18 protein-coding genes are annotated in these 16651 nt (G+C 39.5%); 8 read left to right on the forward strand and 10 right to left on the reverse strand.

The window, feature by feature from the left end; genetic code table 11:
• The first annotated feature begins 265 nt into the window (after positions 1-265).
• From HG267_RS03020 to HG267_RS03035, 4 genes are all read left to right on the forward strand, one after another.
• Complete coding sequence (locus HG267_RS03020; protein WP_045874343.1) at positions 266-472, forward strand: hypothetical protein; 207 nt, start codon at positions 266-268, stop codon at positions 470-472.
• Between the two features lie 334 nt (positions 473-806).
• A complete protein-coding gene (locus HG267_RS03025) occupies positions 807-2450 on the forward strand; it encodes a tetratricopeptide repeat protein (protein WP_045874344.1) in 1644 nt (547 codons plus the stop codon).
• Between the two features lie 335 nt (positions 2451-2785).
• Positions 2786-3547, forward strand: a complete 762-nt coding sequence (locus HG267_RS03030) for a hypothetical protein (protein WP_045874345.1) — start codon at positions 2786-2788, stop codon at positions 3545-3547.
• Positions 3548-3686: 139 nt separating this feature from the next.
• Complete coding sequence (locus tag HG267_RS03035; RefSeq protein WP_045874346.1) at positions 3687-4250, forward strand: hypothetical protein; 564 nt, start codon at positions 3687-3689, stop codon at positions 4248-4250.
• Between the two features lie 63 nt (positions 4251-4313).
• Here the strand turns inward: HG267_RS03035 and HG267_RS03040 are convergent, their stop codons facing one another.
• Positions 4314-5636, reverse strand: coding sequence for a DUF58 domain-containing protein (locus HG267_RS03040; protein ID WP_045874347.1), 1323 nt, complete (start codon positions 5634-5636; stop codon positions 4314-4316).
• Between the two features lie 293 nt (positions 5637-5929).
• On the opposite strand from HG267_RS03040, the gene HG267_RS03045 reads away from it, so the two are divergent.
• Positions 5930-6829, forward strand: a complete 900-nt coding sequence (locus tag HG267_RS03045) for a nucleotidyl transferase AbiEii/AbiGii toxin family protein (protein ID WP_052335448.1) — start codon at positions 5930-5932, stop codon at positions 6827-6829.
• A gap of 145 nt (positions 6830-6974) precedes the next feature.
• Here the strand turns inward: HG267_RS03045 and HG267_RS03050 are convergent, their stop codons facing one another.
• The 6 genes from HG267_RS03050 to HG267_RS03075 all read right to left on the reverse strand — a co-directional run bounded on the left by HG267_RS03050 (position 6975) and on the right by HG267_RS03075 (position 12252).
• Positions 6975-7925 (reverse strand): AAA family ATPase, encoded by a 951-nt coding sequence (locus HG267_RS03050; protein ID WP_045874348.1) that lies wholly within the window; start codon positions 7923-7925, stop codon positions 6975-6977.
• Positions 7926-8295: 370 nt separating this feature from the next.
• Positions 8296-9384: a DUF4350 domain-containing protein gene (locus tag HG267_RS03055; RefSeq protein ID WP_045874349.1), complete on the reverse strand. Its 1089-nt coding sequence runs from the start codon at positions 9382-9384 to the stop codon at positions 8296-8298.
• Positions 9385-9517: 133 nt separating this feature from the next.
• A complete protein-coding gene (locus HG267_RS03060) occupies positions 9518-9700 on the reverse strand; it encodes a hypothetical protein (RefSeq protein ID WP_168161049.1) in 183 nt (60 codons plus the stop codon).
• Positions 9657-10265, reverse strand: coding sequence for a DUF4129 domain-containing protein (locus tag HG267_RS03065; RefSeq protein ID WP_045874350.1), 609 nt, complete (start codon positions 10263-10265; stop codon positions 9657-9659). Before HG267_RS03065 ends, HG267_RS03060 begins: the two co-directional genes overlap by 44 nt.
• Positions 10266-10357: 92 nt before the next feature.
• A complete protein-coding gene (locus HG267_RS03070) occupies positions 10358-11221 on the reverse strand; it encodes a 3'(2'),5'-bisphosphate nucleotidase CysQ (protein WP_045874351.1) in 864 nt (287 codons plus the stop codon).
• Positions 11222-11391: 170 nt separating this feature from the next.
• A complete protein-coding gene (locus HG267_RS03075; protein WP_045874352.1) occupies positions 11392-12252 on the reverse strand; it encodes a sugar kinase in 861 nt (286 codons plus the stop codon).
• Between the two features lie 118 nt (positions 12253-12370).
• Between HG267_RS03075 and rsmI the strand changes: the two genes are divergently transcribed.
• The 3 genes from rsmI to rpsU all read left to right on the forward strand — a co-directional run bounded on the left by rsmI (position 12371) and on the right by rpsU (position 14514).
• Positions 12371-13228, forward strand: coding sequence for a 16S rRNA (cytidine(1402)-2'-O)-methyltransferase (rsmI, locus tag HG267_RS03080; RefSeq protein WP_045874353.1), 858 nt, complete (start codon positions 12371-12373; stop codon positions 13226-13228).
• Between the two features lie 345 nt (positions 13229-13573).
• Positions 13574-13918, forward strand: a complete 345-nt coding sequence (locus HG267_RS03085) for a hypothetical protein (protein ID WP_045874354.1) — start codon at positions 13574-13576, stop codon at positions 13916-13918.
• A 416-nt stretch (positions 13919-14334) separates the two neighbouring features.
• Complete coding sequence (gene rpsU, locus HG267_RS03090; RefSeq protein ID WP_008226419.1) at positions 14335-14514, forward strand: 30S ribosomal protein S21; 180 nt, start codon at positions 14335-14337, stop codon at positions 14512-14514.
• Positions 14515-14981: 467 nt separating this feature from the next.
• On the opposite strand, the gene pth is transcribed toward rpsU, so the two are convergent.
• The 3 genes from pth to psbH form a co-directional block, all read right to left on the reverse strand.
• Complete coding sequence (gene pth, locus HG267_RS03095) at positions 14982-15623, reverse strand: aminoacyl-tRNA hydrolase (RefSeq protein WP_045874355.1); 642 nt, start codon at positions 15621-15623, stop codon at positions 14982-14984.
• 291 nt (positions 15624-15914) lie between these two features.
• Positions 15915-16187 carry a TatA/E family twin arginine-targeting protein translocase gene (locus HG267_RS03100; protein WP_045874356.1) on the reverse strand — a complete coding sequence of 91 codons (273 nt, stop codon included), beginning with the start codon at positions 16185-16187 and terminating at the stop codon, positions 15915-15917.
• Between the two features lie 173 nt (positions 16188-16360).
• On the reverse strand, positions 16361-16564 hold the full coding sequence (psbH, locus tag HG267_RS03105) for a photosystem II reaction center phosphoprotein PsbH (RefSeq protein WP_045874357.1): 204 nt from the start codon (positions 16562-16564) through the stop codon (positions 16361-16363).
• Between the last annotated feature and the right edge of the window lie 87 nt (positions 16565-16651).

Raw genomic sequence — 16651 nt, forward strand, 5'->3', positions numbered from 1 at the left:
GGCACCAGTAAGATATTTGATATGCCAAAAGATTGTGGATGCCGTGCCCCTAAGCATCGACTTTAGGCGAATTGGTATGAAAGATTTTTTCCCTTTTCCCATTCCCCATTCCCCATTACCCCTTATCCCCAGAGGGGGCCCCGAGTTCCCCATTCCCCAGTCCCCAGTCCCCATTCCCCCTACTTAAGCAATGCATAAAAAATGGCCACTTACGGCTACGTCTTGTATCGTAAAAAGTAATGGCATCATCACAAATATAAAAATTATGGATAGTAGACAGCTGGCTCAATACATGGAAGCCACGGATAGCATCGCTAAACCTTGGCTATTAGTACAACTTCGCCTCAAAAAACTCCAAGAACGTCAAGCCTTGATTCCTCAAGATGTCTATGTTGAGGAATTAGAAGATATCTTCCAAGATATGATGAATTTGGGTGAATGGTGGCGCGGTATGGAAGATGAGGTGTTTTGATTAGTTGTTAGTCAACATCGCCTCAAGTACTCAGTTTGCCGTACTCTTGACCGATTTTAAGTGCATTGTAGTTACAATCAATAGCAGACGATACATTTAATGTATCTTTCACTGATCCCTCCTTGCTTACCTTGTTTGGCTGGTAAGGAGGGATCAATTGTGATTAGGGATTGGGGATTAGGGACTGGGGACTGGGGACTGGGGACAAGGAGAGAAATAACTAATGACTCTTGACTTTTGACTTTTGACTTTTGAGCCTTGACACAATTCAACGATTTACGCCGATTTGATATTTTAATAAAATAATCTCATCAAAAGACTCGCAGAAATATAAATGGACTGGATTACCTTACTGCGATCGCTACAGTCTGATTTTATTAGAAGGTTAACTAGTGGTTGTCTGCTTCATTGCGAAACAGAAGGTCAATATAGTGAGTTAACTATAATCTCTGGAGAAAGGTTAAAAGCACTGCGAGATTTTTGCTGGCTGATGGCAGAAAAATATAAGCGTACTTCGCCAGTCCGGGATGTTTTTATTAGCAACTTAAAAGGTAAACTCGGTGAGGAAGTTGTTAAAGAACGGTTAGCTGATTTTATTACAGAAGTAGATTATGAAAAAAAAATCGGTGGTGATGGCAAGGTAGATTTTACCCTCACTGCTGAACCTTCAATTGGTGTGGAAGTTAAATCGCGTCATGGCAGTATTGATAGAGTGAGATGGTCTGTTAGTTCTGAAGAAGTAGAAAAAAATGCAGTTGTTGTCTGCGTTTTAATTCAAGAAGAAGTACATGAAGCTCAACAAGAATATCACCTTTTTTTAGCTGGGTTTCTGCCGACACAAATGATTAAGCTAAAAAGGGGAAGAATAGCCTTTGGCATTAATCAATTACTTTATGCTGGGGGTTTATTCAGTTATTTAGAAGAATTGCAAGCAGCTAAACTTAAAGATAAACCACCTACAATTGAGCAATATAATTCTCAGCAAGATATACCAAAATTTCCAACCAATAATCAAAATCATCATCAGATAATCAAGCATTTAGCTTTGCCGGAAGCAGAAGAGATTGTTTCCAATCGCACTGCTGATTTAAATACATTGTATGTAAATCTAGGCGATAAATCTTTTGAGCAAGGCGAATCTGATACAGCAATTATTAACTACAACCAAGCTTTGCAACTGAATCCTGATAATGCCGATGTGTACTACAAACGCGGCATGGTGCGTTATCATCTAGGCGATTACGAAGGTGCGATCGCAGATTATACTCAGGTTATCCAAATTAACTTCAATTACACCAAAGCCTATAACCAGCGTGGTTTAGCGCGTTATCAACTAAAAGATTATCAAGCCGCTATCGAAGATTATACCCAAGCTATTAGAATCAATCCTGATGTGGCGCTTACTTATATGAACCGTGCTGATGCTCGTTCTCATATTGGCGATCATCAAGGTGCAATCGAAGATTATACCCAGGCAATTAAAATTAATCCTAATTATGCTGTTGCTGATAAAAATCGGGTAATTTCGCGTTATTTGTTAAAAGAACAACAGCGATTGACGCATTCAATTAAAATTGCTCCTGATGATGCTGTGGCTTTCTACAATCGCGGTAATACACGTGCAGAATTAGGAGACTATGAGGGTGCGATCGCAGATTACACTCAGGCAATTAAAATAAATCCTAATTACGCCGATGCATATTACAGTCGTGGTAATGCTCGTTGCGATTTAGAAGATTACCAAAGCGCAATTTTAGATTATAGTCAAGCGATTAAAATTAATGCTAATTATATAGATGCATATTATAACCGTGGTAATGCTTTAGTTAGCATGGATGATAAAACCAGAGCATTAGCAGATTTTCAAAAAGCCGCAGATTTATATTGGAAAGCGGGCAAAATAGCCGAACATAAAGATGCAAAAGAAAGAATTTTAGAGTTAGAAATTGAAGAATCACTAGATATTTTGAATTTCTAAAATATCAATTGATTATTAAATAATTTTGGCTACACATCAATATATTCTAGAGGGCAAGGCAATGCCTTGCCCCTACAATCTGTCAAATTCTTTTTTCAAATTGGTATTAGATTATCTGCAGGCATAAAACCAGCAATTATCAGGTTTTAAGTGCAGCATCCCAATGTGTTCGCACTGCAAAATTTTTTGTATTTAGTTCATATATCCATCTTCTTGATGCTTAATAACAACACATTATCAATGCATTGTTAATAAACATTAAGTTGTTTAAAGCTTCATGTAAACTTCATGATACGGTGTTGTTTTTGTAAAGTAATGTAATCAAATCAATTCCAATGAAGTATAAACGCCAACTGCCACAATCTTTGGCACTGTTATCTTTATCAGTGGTATTAGGCGCTGATTTAGCAATCACAGACATAGCTCCTTCAGCTAATGCCCAAACTGCTGTACAGTCATCTGTCGGTAATAGTGTGCCATTCACTTGTGGTGATAGCGAAGCAACAATCAAAGCTAAAAATGGCCCCAAGGTAACTGTTGGAACAAAAACAATCTACATAGGTTATAGGCAAGTATCTTCTAGTAACAAAAATCCTCGCATCATCCTTTTTAATAATGGTGTCAAACAATGGTGTCGTGATAATTATGAAACCACTGGTGATGACGGTTCTGGTTATGGTTTGCTTTGGGATGGCGGAAGTGTTTTGTATGGGGTGTTTTCTGCCACTGGTAGCCAGCCAGGAGATGATTTCCGCCGCTTTGCTACTGGTCGTTGGCTACCCAGTTACGGTAGTGGTGGCGGCCCGAAAGTAGCAGTTATAGCCAGGATAAATCCCAGTAATGGTGATGTAAACTATGCGACATTTCTGACTGCTCAAAAGCCAAATGATTTCAAAACTAATTCGTTAGTAGTCAACCAATTATCATGGAATGGAGCTAATTTAACTGTAAATGCAACTTCTTGGTGGACTCCCCGCCGCGCTAATACAACTGCAATGAATTGCAGTCCTTCATCATCATCACCCTACAAATACACAGCCGTCTTCACTGGGGATTTAAGAAAAGTAAACTCAGCTTCAGCTGCTAATTGTAGTTAGGAGGGGATTGTTAACTGTTGACTGTTGACTGTTGACTGTTGACTGTTAACTGTTAACTGTTGACAAATGACAAACCGCATAATTTGATACTAAAATTTGGTCATCAATTAAGTATTTGCCTATAAATAGGGTTATGCGGATGATATTCGGTTTAAAAAATTTCAGTGGTGCGTTTGCCGCAATTTTGCTAGTCAGCAGCTTATCAGGTTTAGCGATCGCATCTACCAATACTCAGTCTCAGAAGATTGCCCAAAGCCAAGTCCAAACCGTTGATTCTCAACCACATCCGGTTTTTAAGGCGATTCTACCAAGATTAAGACAGAAGATAAAAATTAGACTGTTATTACCTAAGTTTATTCCTGAATCGGATGGTGCTAACCCGGTTTATGCAATTGTCGAAAACGCTACGCTGAGGAAATATGATATTTTACTGGGTTTTAGTCCTGATTGTACTGGTGGAACAGCTTGCCGTTTAGGTGTTGTGACTGCGGAAGCTGTAACGCGCAGAACTCCTAAGTTAACTGGGAAACGAGTTGTATTAGCTAAGGGTATCACTGGCTATTTTGTAGATTCTACTTGTGGCGCTAATTGCTCAGATGCCACCTTGACTTGGCGGCTTCAGGGTGTGCAATATACTGTAGGTTTGAAAGCAGGCGATCGCGCTTCGTTGATCAAAATGGCGAATTCTGCGATCAATCCCTAAAACATCGATGCAGTTGTGCAGTGGGTTGTTGGTGTAGATTTTAAGGATGAAGGAAAGTATTTGTTAAAGTTGATTCCGGGCTTTGAGTTGTAAATATCGTTCAACCAACTGATCTGTAATTTGATTAGCTGGTGCATCGAGTACCAATACACCTTTTTGCTTTAATTGGGCAAATGCGACTTGTCGCTGTGCTAATAAATCTAAAGCGACTGCGCGAACATAAGTATTTGTCACATCTTCAGTAAAGGTATGCGCTAGACGATCAACTTGCGGATCGCGGAGTGTGACGCAAAATGGCAAGTAACGGGGTGCTAGGCGCGAAAGGGCGGCGAGAAGTTCGGTGGAAGCAGTGACATCAACTATATCGGTAATTAATACCACTAGTGCGCGCCGAGTCTGCCGTTGTACTACATTGGTTACTGCCCCTAAATAATCAGATTCCAGCAATACGGGTTGAATTGGTGTTAAGCGATCAATTAACTGGGGGAGATAATTTTGACCGCGTTCTGGTGGAATCCACGTATGCATTTGTCTGTCAAATACACCCACGCCCACGCGATCGCCTCGATGTAATCCGGCTAAGGCTAAGGATAAGGTTGCATTCAATCCCCAGTCAAATCGCTGCAAACCCTGCACTTTCGCTGTCATTAACCGCCCGCGATCAAGCAAAATTATTAAAGTTTGTTCTTGTTCTGGTTCTAAAACCCTAACTAAAGGCGGTGTATTACCATAAGCCCCGACGCGTCTGGCTGTAGCTTTCCAATCCACCAAGCGTAAATCGTCGCCTGTGCGATAGTTTCGTAGTTCCGCGAACTCGGTACCAATACCCATGCGGCGTTGGCGGATTGATCCAGATGATTGCAATGCTAGCCGAATCGAAAGCGATCGCAATCCCACTAAATCAGGATAAACTTTCACTCGCAGATTTTGCGGAATTTGCCAATCATTCCAAGCTAATCCCCAAAACCCTAATTGTCTGACTTGAAGATTTCCCCAAGCAAATTCACCCCTCTGTGTGGGGTGAACTGTGTATGTTAATTCCTGGGTGCTATTCATCCCTACAGTAGTGCTGAGTTCTGGTGTAGAAACACCAAAGCCTGTGGGGTAATAGTCACGAATTTTAATTACAGCATTGGTATTTGCCGATTTTACCTTTAGCACTACCGGGTTATCTCGACCAATAGATAAGCGTGATGGAATTTGGCGGCTAACTTCAACGCGATCGCGTTTTACTCGTAAACCATCCACCACCATTAATGCAAGGACAAAAATATCAAATAAAAATGTAATACCGATACTTGTGGAAATTCCGAAAAGCATCGCCAAAATAGGTGCGATCGCAATTCCTATAACTAATAATATATAAACTCTATCTGCTGGTACCATTTGTAAAGGATGAAGTATAAAGGGTTAAGGATAAGTGAGGAAAGGAAAAAACGTTAAATATTAGGGAACACTCATTTGAATATGCTATTAGCAATTAAACTATATCAATCTGAGGCTGTCATTCTTACAAAGTTCTGAGCGGAGGTTTCCTCCGCTCAGACTTTGCGCTTTGTCCTTTGTCATTTGTCATTGGTAAAGATTTCAAGCCTATTTACGTTTCTTAAAATAGTTTTGTTTATTTCCACCGACTTACTTAATTATTACAGGTGGCTGCAAATTCTCCCTAAGCTATTATGCCTAATCCGCAAAACCTGCCCTTCCTAGAGTCTATTGGTTGGCAATTAAATAATGTCTATCAATTAACTGAGAAAGAAATGATCCAATTGTATCAACGCAATTGGCATCATCAACATACTTTCAATAACTTCCAGCAATCAGAAAAAGATTTTGTGCATTATTTAGCCAAAAAATACAACTCTTGGATATTGCCAGATTTAGAAATGTTTCAAATAGAACATCATAATAAAATACTTAAAATACTTAATACTTTTAATCCAGAAGTTCTGCAAAAAGCTGATGCACACTTCGCCGGTGGTACGCTCTTGGCATTAGAATATGATGAATATAGGCTTAGTAAAGATATTGATTTTCTCTTTCCCTACGGAACTGAAAATTACAGATATTTAAGAGCATTGGTGTACGATGAAGGAATTGCTGCATTATTTCAAAGTCCAACAGATATTCGATTAGGTGAAAGTACAATAAATCAATATGGCATCCGTTTTCCTGTTGCCATCAACGAAACGAATATTAAAGTAGAAATTGTAGCTAATGGAGGTTTTACCTTAGACCCCCCTGTTTATCCAAATTGGGCTAATATTCCTTGCTTGAGTATAGGTGATAGACTCACATCAAAACTTATGGCTAATGCCGATAGATGGAACGATTCCAGCACACAATCTAGAGATTTAATTGATTTAGCAATATTGCGCGTCAATCATGAAATTCCTTTACAGGCAATTGCTAAAGCCGAAGAAACCTACGAAGTGAAAAAGCCCCTACTCAAAGCAATCAACAATTTTATTGAGCGAGAAGAGTATAGAGATAAATGTTTTCAACAGTTGAATGTAACTGAAAACAAAATTCCAGTAATAATGAATGGAATAAATTTGCTTTTTGTTGATTTTAATTAAAGGGTTTTTGAAAAGTTTTGAGTGGTCAAATTTTATGCTAATCGCCCCACTAATAATCATAAACTGTACAAGCCTACCAGAAAGTCGCTACATTTATTTTCCCTTCCCAATGTGAGATAAGAGGGTTAATTTCATCCTTTACCCTTTATCTTGGTACTGGTACTTGATTAATTACAGAAGTAATTACCGCATCAATTTGTAAACCATCAAGCATGGCTTCTGGTTTCAAAATCAAGCGATGACGCAATAAAGGTGAGGCGACAGATTTCACATCATCTGGTGTGACAAAATTCCTTCCTGCTAACCACGCAGCTGCTTGTGATGTCTGTAACCAAGCACCAGCAGCGCGAGGTGATGCACCTAAAGCTAATTCCGGGTGTTGGCGTGATGTTTTAACTAACGCTAGCAGATAATCAATTATTGATTCCGAGACTTTAACTTCTTTAACTGCTTGCCTTGCTTGCAAAATTTCGCTTACCGTTGCTATAGGTTCAAGACGATTAATATCTCCTCTGCGCGCTGCAAATCCCGCTTGACGATTGAGTAACATTTGCTTTTCTGCTGCTTGCTCGGGATAATCTACAGCTAACTTAAATAAAAATCTATCTAGCTGTGCTTCTGGTAAAGGGTAAGTACCCTCAAATTCTAAGGGGTTTTGTGTAGCAATTACCCAAAATAATTCTGGCAAAGGTAAACTTTCACCATCCAAAGTTACCTGCATTTCTTCCATTGCTTCTAACAACGCTGCTTGGGTTTTTGGTGGAGTGCGGTTAATTTCATCTGCTAATAATACTTCGGTAAAAACAGGCCCTTTTTTCAAAGTAAAACTGCGACTATTCAAATCAAAAATATTTGTGCCAGTGATATCTGATGGTAAGACATCTGGTGTTAATTGAATTCGACGGAAATCTGCTTGAATTAATTGCGCTAATACCTTAACTAAGAGTGTTTTACCAGTTCCAGGGACTCCTTCTAAAATTATATGCCCCCCAGCTAGTAGTCCTACTAGTAACTGTTGTACTAGGCTAGATTGTCCCACAATTATCTGGTTAAGCCCTTTACCTAAGCGGATTAAAACCGAATTTATTTCACTCATACTAAGACTAATTTATAATTCGTAATTCGTAATTCGTAATTCATATAATTGTAGGTTGGGTTGTAGCTTGCTTCCCGCAGGGTACGTAGTGACACCCAATAAACTGATGAAAATGTTGTGGGTTTCGTTCCTCAAACGCCACTTGCTTGAAGCCGGGAAAACCATCCAACACAGTGGCTCCCCAACCTACAGATTTTAAGGTTTTTAGTGCTAATTGAACGATATTGTGTTATAAATTGCTGTTTAATTTTAGATTATTGGTATAAATTATCTTGTTTGGTTAACAATTTGTAATTATTAATTACATCATGAAAGTACAGCACCCAACAAAAATAAAACCTTCCCATAATTACGAATTACGAATTACGAATTAGTAACTATTTTTAATTGTTCGCCATTGCCTCAACCAGCTTAACAGGTCTCGTTCACGCATAGGTCGTTTTTGGGATTGTAGTTTTAAGACTGTAGCTAGTTCAGCAGAACTTGCGCCTTTTTTCTCTACCCAGACATCAATTAAAGCTTGGGGTTCTAGTAAAATTGACCCTAATCCTAAAGCTTTTTGTAGTTGTAGTTGTTCTTCTTTACCCACCATTTCAACCACAAAATCACTAGATTCAGCTTTTTGTAATACTCCTGCTAAAGCTTGGATGTAAGCTTCGCTGTTATCTAAAACTGGTACAGTTAAAACTTCTGGCTTACCAAAGCGGCGATTTTGCGCCCAAATTAAGACTATTAATAAGATACCTAACTGTAACAACGCCACAATCAAAGGCTGTTTGGCAAAATAACTCAATAAGTTACCTTTGCCTTCTTGTTCTCGCACATCAGCATCTTTATAACCGTGAATGTATTCATTCACTAAAATGGCGTTCTTTTGTTTGCTAACTAAATCTGCAAGAAATTTAAAATTACTTAAATAATCTTGATAAGCATTAGCTGCTAAATAGGGAGTAGTGGCAAAAATAACTTTTCCTTTACCATACTTTTCTTCCCACACTACAGCACCAAAGCGATCGCCTAATTTAATTTCTTCTTTATCGGCTTTATCATGCCTTCTAGTTGTATCAATTTTCACATCTCCAAGGGGAGATTTTTGCATAGTGTGAAAATCAGCCGCAGTCACGGGGTAACGCACACCTAAGATTACTAGGGTATTACCTTTTTGTAACCATTCCCGTTTTGCGGAATTGATAATTGGAGAACCGAGATTGCTATTTACCTCTAGCAATGTAATCGGGGTTTTTTGCGCTGCGATATCTTTCCAAGGCTTTTGCCAGCGCTTGATTGTAGTTCCCTGCTGCTGCATATAAGCATACCAAGCCCCATAGCCATCAGCAGCACGGTTATAAGTAGAACCACTATTAATTGTGCTATTGCGGGGAGCCGCTATCAAGCTTAATACAATGATGATCGCCAGTGCGATCGCCCCCAGCCAAGCCAAGCGGTTTGAGCGCTTCATTTTATGTACAGCTTTATACTTAATTTATGGATATTGTAGATAGTAATGTAGTAATGGGGAATGGGTAATGGGGAATGGGTAATTGGTAATTGGTAATTGGTAATTGGTAATTGAGAATAGTATTTGTCGTTTATTATTTCTCCCTCATCCTCCTCATCCTCCTCATCTCCCTCATCCCCCTCATCCTCCTCATCTCCCTCATCCCCCTCATCTCCCTCATCCCCCTCATCCTCCTCATCTCCCTCATCCCCCTCATCCCCTCATCCCAAATCCTACTCCCCCGCAATCTCCCGAAATGCTTGCTGACAATGCTCATAATTTTCTGGCAGAATTTCCGTATCGCCAAAACATAATTGTTCGTGAGTCGTGATTAATGTTTCATAAGGCTGGATAGGAGTTATAGACGATCGCAATAATTGCAAATATTCGCCATCAGTGCGGCTGGGTTTGTGGCTGATAACGCTGCTATCATGCAAGCGCTGTAATATTGCCATATATAAGCAACGGCAAGCTTCTCTATAATTACCCTGACGATAATATTCTTGCGATCGCGCTAACCATAAAGGTACAGATAACTCAGTAGCGCTGATAGTTGTATGTGATATATGCTGATTGCCTCTTCTCGTTAACCACGAATAAATATAAGGGCCAAATTCTCGCCACAACAGCCAAAGCAACCAAACTACAAATAAACCTAATATCAGCCAAAATAGAAATTTTAACAGTTGACTTAACCAAGGACTGATTGACCATCCAGGGGGCAATTGTGGTAAAGCTGATTCTAATCGGGAAAATTGGTACTCAATCCATTCTCCTACTTGTTGTTGCAACTGAGAAAGTTGCCAATCCCAGGTATTTTTTTGAAAAGATTCTGTAGTCATGTGGTAATGGGTAATGGGTAATTGGTAATGGGGACAAATTAAAAGTCACTTTTGACGTTTGACGTTTGACTTTTGACCCTTGACACCAAAATTTAGCTATCAGAAAAACTCGCTAAAATCTTCTCAGATTGTTGACACAATTCCTCATGATATAGACCATTACTCGCTAGTAAGCCACCCCATTGACTAATATCACCAGTGTTGTACTGTAATGGTGTACCATCAAAATGAGTGAACTTACCGCCAGCTTCCGTTAAAATTAATTCTGGTGCTGCTATATCCCAGTCTTTAGGAGCAGATGAGCCAGAAAGGGAAATATAAATATCTGCTTTTTGTTCAAGAATGGTGGCAATTTTACAACCAACACTGCCAACAGATTTATGGTTTTGGCAGGGTAAATTTTCTAATAAATAATTTAATCTTTGGTTGCGGTGAGAGCGACTTACTACTAAAGTTAAATCTTCTAAAGGTTTTGTATCTAAGTTTAAAGATATTTGTAAAGGAATAGAACTATTACGAGTTTCAACAAATGTACCTCCGCCTTTAGTAGCATAATATAAATTTTCTACTTCTGGTAATGCCACAACTGCCAGTATAGGACGATTTTCTGTAACTAAAGCAATGTGAATTGCATAGTCTCCAGTTTTATCAATAAAATCTCGCGTTCCATCTAAGGGGTCAATAATCCATACATATTGAGAGTTATTTTTACCCTGTTGTGATTTATAAGTTTCTTCACTAATATAAGCAAAATCTTCGTTACCTAAAGCTGCTTGCAAATTGTCTAAAATATATTGACTAGTAGCGATATCTGCAGCAGTTACAGGTTCATTTTGTTTATATGCAATTTCTAAATTAGAGTCTTTAATAGTCCCATGATAATAAGACTGTAATATATCTGCTGCTCCCCATCCTACCTGACAAGCGATCGCTAAAATTTCTTGTAAATCTTTCATTCATTTCGCCTTGTATTCAGTGACATTCTCTCGCCTCTAGTTTCTAGCTAAGTAAGTCGGTAATTGCACCAAACTATGTTAAGAAACGTAGATAGGCTTGAAATCCTTACCAATAACAAATGACCAAAGACAAATGACAGCCTCAGCCAATTATCTTTACTTTCGCCGACTTACTTAGCCTCCATCCAACGGCGTGTACCGAAAAATTGGCAAGCATGAGCAGCCACTTTTGCAGCCTCAGCCAGCGCATCGGTAAAACTTGCTTGTAAAATATAATTACAGAAAGCACCGTGAAAAATATCTCCAGCACCCAGTGTATCAACTGGTTTAATCTGTCGCACATTAACAACGCCACTATCACCACAACTTAAGTATTCAATTGGTTGTTCACCGTGAGTAATGGCGATGTAGGGAATTTTAAAAGCACTGAGATAGGCGAAAACTTCTGCGGCTGTGTGACAGTTAGGAGGATGAAAATTAGCTGAACAAATCGCGTAATCAACAAAAGGTAAGAGTTCCTCAAATCCACTTTTCCAACTACCACCATCAATCACAATTGGGATATTGTGAGCTTTAGCCATTTGAGCAAGTTCAATACCCACAGCCATTTGATGCCCATCAATCAGCACTATATCAATGTTTTGCAAAATATCAGCCGGGATTGAGGAACTACTGGCTTGAGTTTTGACTGCATTAATAGAAACTACTGCTCGTTCGCCTGTAGATTGGGTAACAATGATGGAAGATACAGGTACAGCAGCATTAGTGGTAGGGTAAAGATCCGCGATCGCTACTTTGTAAGCTGCCAAATCTGTACGAATTAGCTGCGTCATCGGGTGAGAACCCACTACACCCAACACAGTAGCTTGATTTCCCAAATGGCTAAATGTCACAGCCGCATTTGTAGCCGGGCCCCCTGCTGCCACAGTATAGTCATTAGCAACAATCTTCTGATTATTTTGCGGCGACGACTCAGCCAAGTAAATCAAATCCAAGGTTACTAAACCTACAAATAAGGCGTTATTTGTCATTTGTCATTTGTCATTTGTCATTTGTCATTTGTTATTTGTTATTTGTCATTTGTCATTGGGTAATAGGTAATAGAAATTTATCTCCTTGTCCCCTTGTCCCCTTGTCCCCCAATCCCCCATGCAGACAGATCCAAAACCAGGAACACTTTACGTTGTCGGTACACCGATTGGCAATTTGGAAGATATCACCTTTCGGGCGGTGCGAATTTTACAAAATGTGGATTTAATTGCTGCGGAGGATACACGCCACACGGGGAAACTTTTGCAACATTTTCAAGTTCAGACTCCCCAACTTAGCTATCACGAACACAATCGTAGTAGCCGGATTCCCGAATTATTAGAGCATTTAGCTAATGGTAAAGCAATTGCTTTGGTGAGTGATGCGGGTATGCCAGGAATTTCTGATCCGGGATATGAACTGGTGACAGCTTGTATTTCAGTGGGGATAACAGTAGTGCCAATTCCGGGGGCAAGTGCGGCAATTACAGCTCTAAGTGCATCTGGTTTACCAACGAATCGCTTTGTCTTTGAAGGCTTTCTCTCCGCTAAAACTCAACAACGCCGAGAATATTTAGAATCGCTGCAAACAGAATCTCGCACTATAATTTTCTACGAATCGCCCCATCGTTTACGCGATACGTTACAAGACTTAGGAGAAACTTTCGGAAGCGATCGCCAAATTGTTCTCGCTAGGGAATTAACCAAATTTTATGAGGAATTTTGGCGGGGAACTATCACGGAAGCGATCGCCCACTACAACCAACGCGAACCCCAAGGTGAATATACTCTTGTAGTAGCGGGAATTCCACCCAGTCAACCCCAACTCACAGAAGCCGAACTCAAAGCCGAACTTGCACAATTAATCCGTCAGGGAATATCGCGATCGCAAGCTAGCCGTCAATTAGCAAAATTCACTTCCCTATCCCGTCGTCAACTCTATCAGTTAGCACTATCTATCGATGTCAGTCCTGAATAATTATCATAGCTAAGTAAGTTGGTGAAACAAAGCCCAACTATCTTACGAAACCTAAATAGGCTGGAAACCCTTACCAATGAATAATTACCAATGACCAATTACCCATTACCAATTACCCATTACCAATGACAACCCTCTCCAGCTATCTTTCATCGCATCGCTCTGTATCTTTTTGTTTCTAAACCTTGACATTACTGCAAATTACTTGAGTCGCTATGCCGTAGATTTACGTATTACAAATATGAAATTTAAATAAATTTAACTGCTTGTTTTGTAGGCATTGAAAAACTCAAGTATAATCATAATTAAAATAATAATTGCAGCCATTAAAAATGCAAAAAAATTATGAGTAGGCTGTTAATCAAACTAATAGGTTTAGTTCTAGTTTTTATAGGTATCTACTTTTTCGGACAAAATATTATTTTTGTGAGTGGATACTATTCTATTTTCTCGCGCAGCTTACCTGCTACCGCTTCAGTCTTAGCAATTATGGCAGGTTTAATCACCTTAATGTTTTTTGGGCGAGAAGCACGTAATTTGGGATGGGGTTTATTAGGTATTGGGTTAGTGTTAGTTTTCTTAAGCGGTGGAGTATTTTTTAGAGCCACTAGCTTGTGGAATTTATTTGTTGCTTGTGCAGCTTTAGTAGCTGGATATAAATTACTCAGTCAAGGAAGAATTAACTTTTAAAATCTGTAAAAGCAGCAGTTTTAAGTAATAGTTAATCGTATTTATGGTGACAAATATTACCACGCTATAGTATAGCGGTAAAACTGGTAGAGTGCGATCGCTAACCTTCAGTAGTCCCAAAGTCAGGAATTACTGAATATTGCTATAGACACAGAGAAACAGCCTCTACAGGAGAGTTTCCTAGATAAACCAGGCTTTTAAAACCCCGAATTTTCTGTTCGTTCCAGAAGGCTAACCACAGTTGGTATAGTCGCAAAACTATATCTACATAATGTCAAAACCCAAGAGTTTACTGCTAATAGTGATTACATCAATTCTGAAAATTATGTTTTTTACCGATTCTTAGCTTGGGGAGTTTTGCTAAGTTCGGGGCTGCTATTACAATGGAAACTGATCGATATGAGGATAAATCAAGAATGACCCAAGTGGTTTTAGGAGAGAACGAAGGAATAGATTCAGCACTGCGTCGTTTTAAACGCCAGGTTTCCAAAGCTGGAATATTAGCTGACGTTAAATACCATCGGCACTTTGAAACCCCATTAGAAAAGCGTAAACGTAAGGCAGTAGCAGCTAGACGTAAACGCCGTTTTAAATAAACTTATTATTGGTAGTGCTAAAGGCTGGCTTGTTCTAGATATTGCCTACCGTACTCACTAATTGATGTTACTGAAGGTGCGGAAAGTATCGAAGACAAAACAACCTGATAAGGAACAGAGATGGCTGCTAAAGTCTAGCCTGGAATCTCTTAAAGGTTGCAAGGCCTCCAGATGCTGTATCAAACTCATGGGATTTTGATCCATACATTTAGCAATGAATGTACCCCATAGAGCAACGGCGAGCGAGTTTTGCAGCTCCGACTGAGGCCTGTGGGCAAGTCGGAGTAGTACACGCAAGCAAAAAAACACTTCCATGATTGTGAAAAAAAATCACATAGATTTACCGCACCCCTGATAGGGGTGTGAGTTAGTCTATTTGTATAAATTTGCTGGGTTTGAATTGTCTGAGTATGGTTGGATGGAGTAGGCGACAATCGCTGCCCATCAACCAAATTCAAAACAAGTAACTAAGATTCAGAAATCTCAATAGTGCGGCTGTTACAACGGTTCATTGCTTTTTCTACTCCTTGTTTGAGAGAGAGTTCTATACACTCAACTACAAACTGAAGTACAGCAGACATGGTTTGATTTTCAGCAGCAGTAAAACGTCCTAGTACATGGGAAACAGCCCCGGAATCATCGTTATTACCTGCTCCTTTTGGTTTCCCAATACCGATGCGTAACCTGGGGAAATTTTGGGAACTTAAATGAGCGATCGCACTTTTCATTCCATTATGACCCCCAGCGGAACCAGATAAGCGCAAGCGGGTCTTTCCTAGCGGTAAATCCATCTCATCATAAACTACCAATACCGACTCTGGCGGCAATTTATACCAACTAGTAACAGCTTGTATTGCTTGTCCTGAGCGATTCATATAGGTTAATGGCTTCAGCAAGCGGATTTTACCCCCCACAGGCGCAACCCCTTCACCATACTCGCCTTGAAACTTTTTATTTTCTGCTAACGGAATTTGCCAAGCACGTGAAAGAGCGTCAACAGCCGCAAAGCCAATATTGTGGCGCGTTTGATCATACTTAGGCTCTGGATTCCCCAACCCGACAATTAGCTGAGGAATCACCAAAGCTGGTTTTGTAACAGCCTCTGTCATTTTGAATCTACTCTATCAATTTTGGATTTTAGATTTTGGATTTGGGAATAATTCCATCAATAAATAGATGAAGCTGGATGATTTGAGAATTGTTTTACCTACAAACTTGAGGTAAATGGTTCCACAAAGTTATTAATGTAGCGTCTCCTTGGGAGAAGGCTTAACGCTGCATTCGCAATGACAAAGATATATTGAATTTTGCATCAGCACTTATGCATCTCAAATCACAAAACAATCTAAAATCGGCAATCTAAAATCTAAAATTGCCAGTCAATCTATAGCATCACCTTTTTAGCTTTTTGGTGAAGAATCAGCAGTGTCATGCTGTACGGGTGCTGCTTCGATTTGCTTGGGTTCAAGTTCAGCAGTAGTTTTCACAGCTTGTTCTATTTGTTCAGCTTCCCGCTTAAACTCATTTTGAAATTCATTTGAGGCTTCTTGAAAGCCCCGAATTGCTTTACCTAAGCTACGCCCAACCTCTGGAAGCTTTTTCGGCCCAAAGATTAACAGTGCTACTACAAAAATTACAGCCATTTCCGGCAGACCAATACCAAATATATTCATGGATTTTTCCGATAAATCTATAGGTCAAGCAAAACTACAGGAAGAACATCATCTTCCTACCTTATATATGTTGGCTTGTTTTCGACTAATTTTTTCACTATCAAATCACAAAAAAACCCGGATGAGCCGGGTGTCGCTGCGCCTATTCTATATAATCAAGAGCTTTGTCAAGATTAACGGCCTAAAGAACGCCAATCTACAAATACATCCTGGATGAGGATGGTCTTGTTATAGACTTGTAGAATAATCAGCAGAAAAACAAAGAATAATAGCATAAAACCAGCCATTACAGGTGTTGTTCCCCAACCCGGAGCAACTTTACCATACTCAGAGTTTAGGGGTCTCAGTATATCTCCCAACCTTGTCCTTTGTGCCATAGTTCACCTAAGATTACTTGCCAAAGCTTTTTTTTATCTTCTGTAATATTCTTTGACACTCACCAGATAAAAATCAAGTGATTCTTG

It is taken from the genome of Tolypothrix sp. PCC 7601, from assembly GCF_025677855.1.
GTDB lineage: Bacteria > Cyanobacteriota > Cyanobacteriia > Cyanobacteriales > Nostocaceae > Aulosira > Aulosira diplosiphon.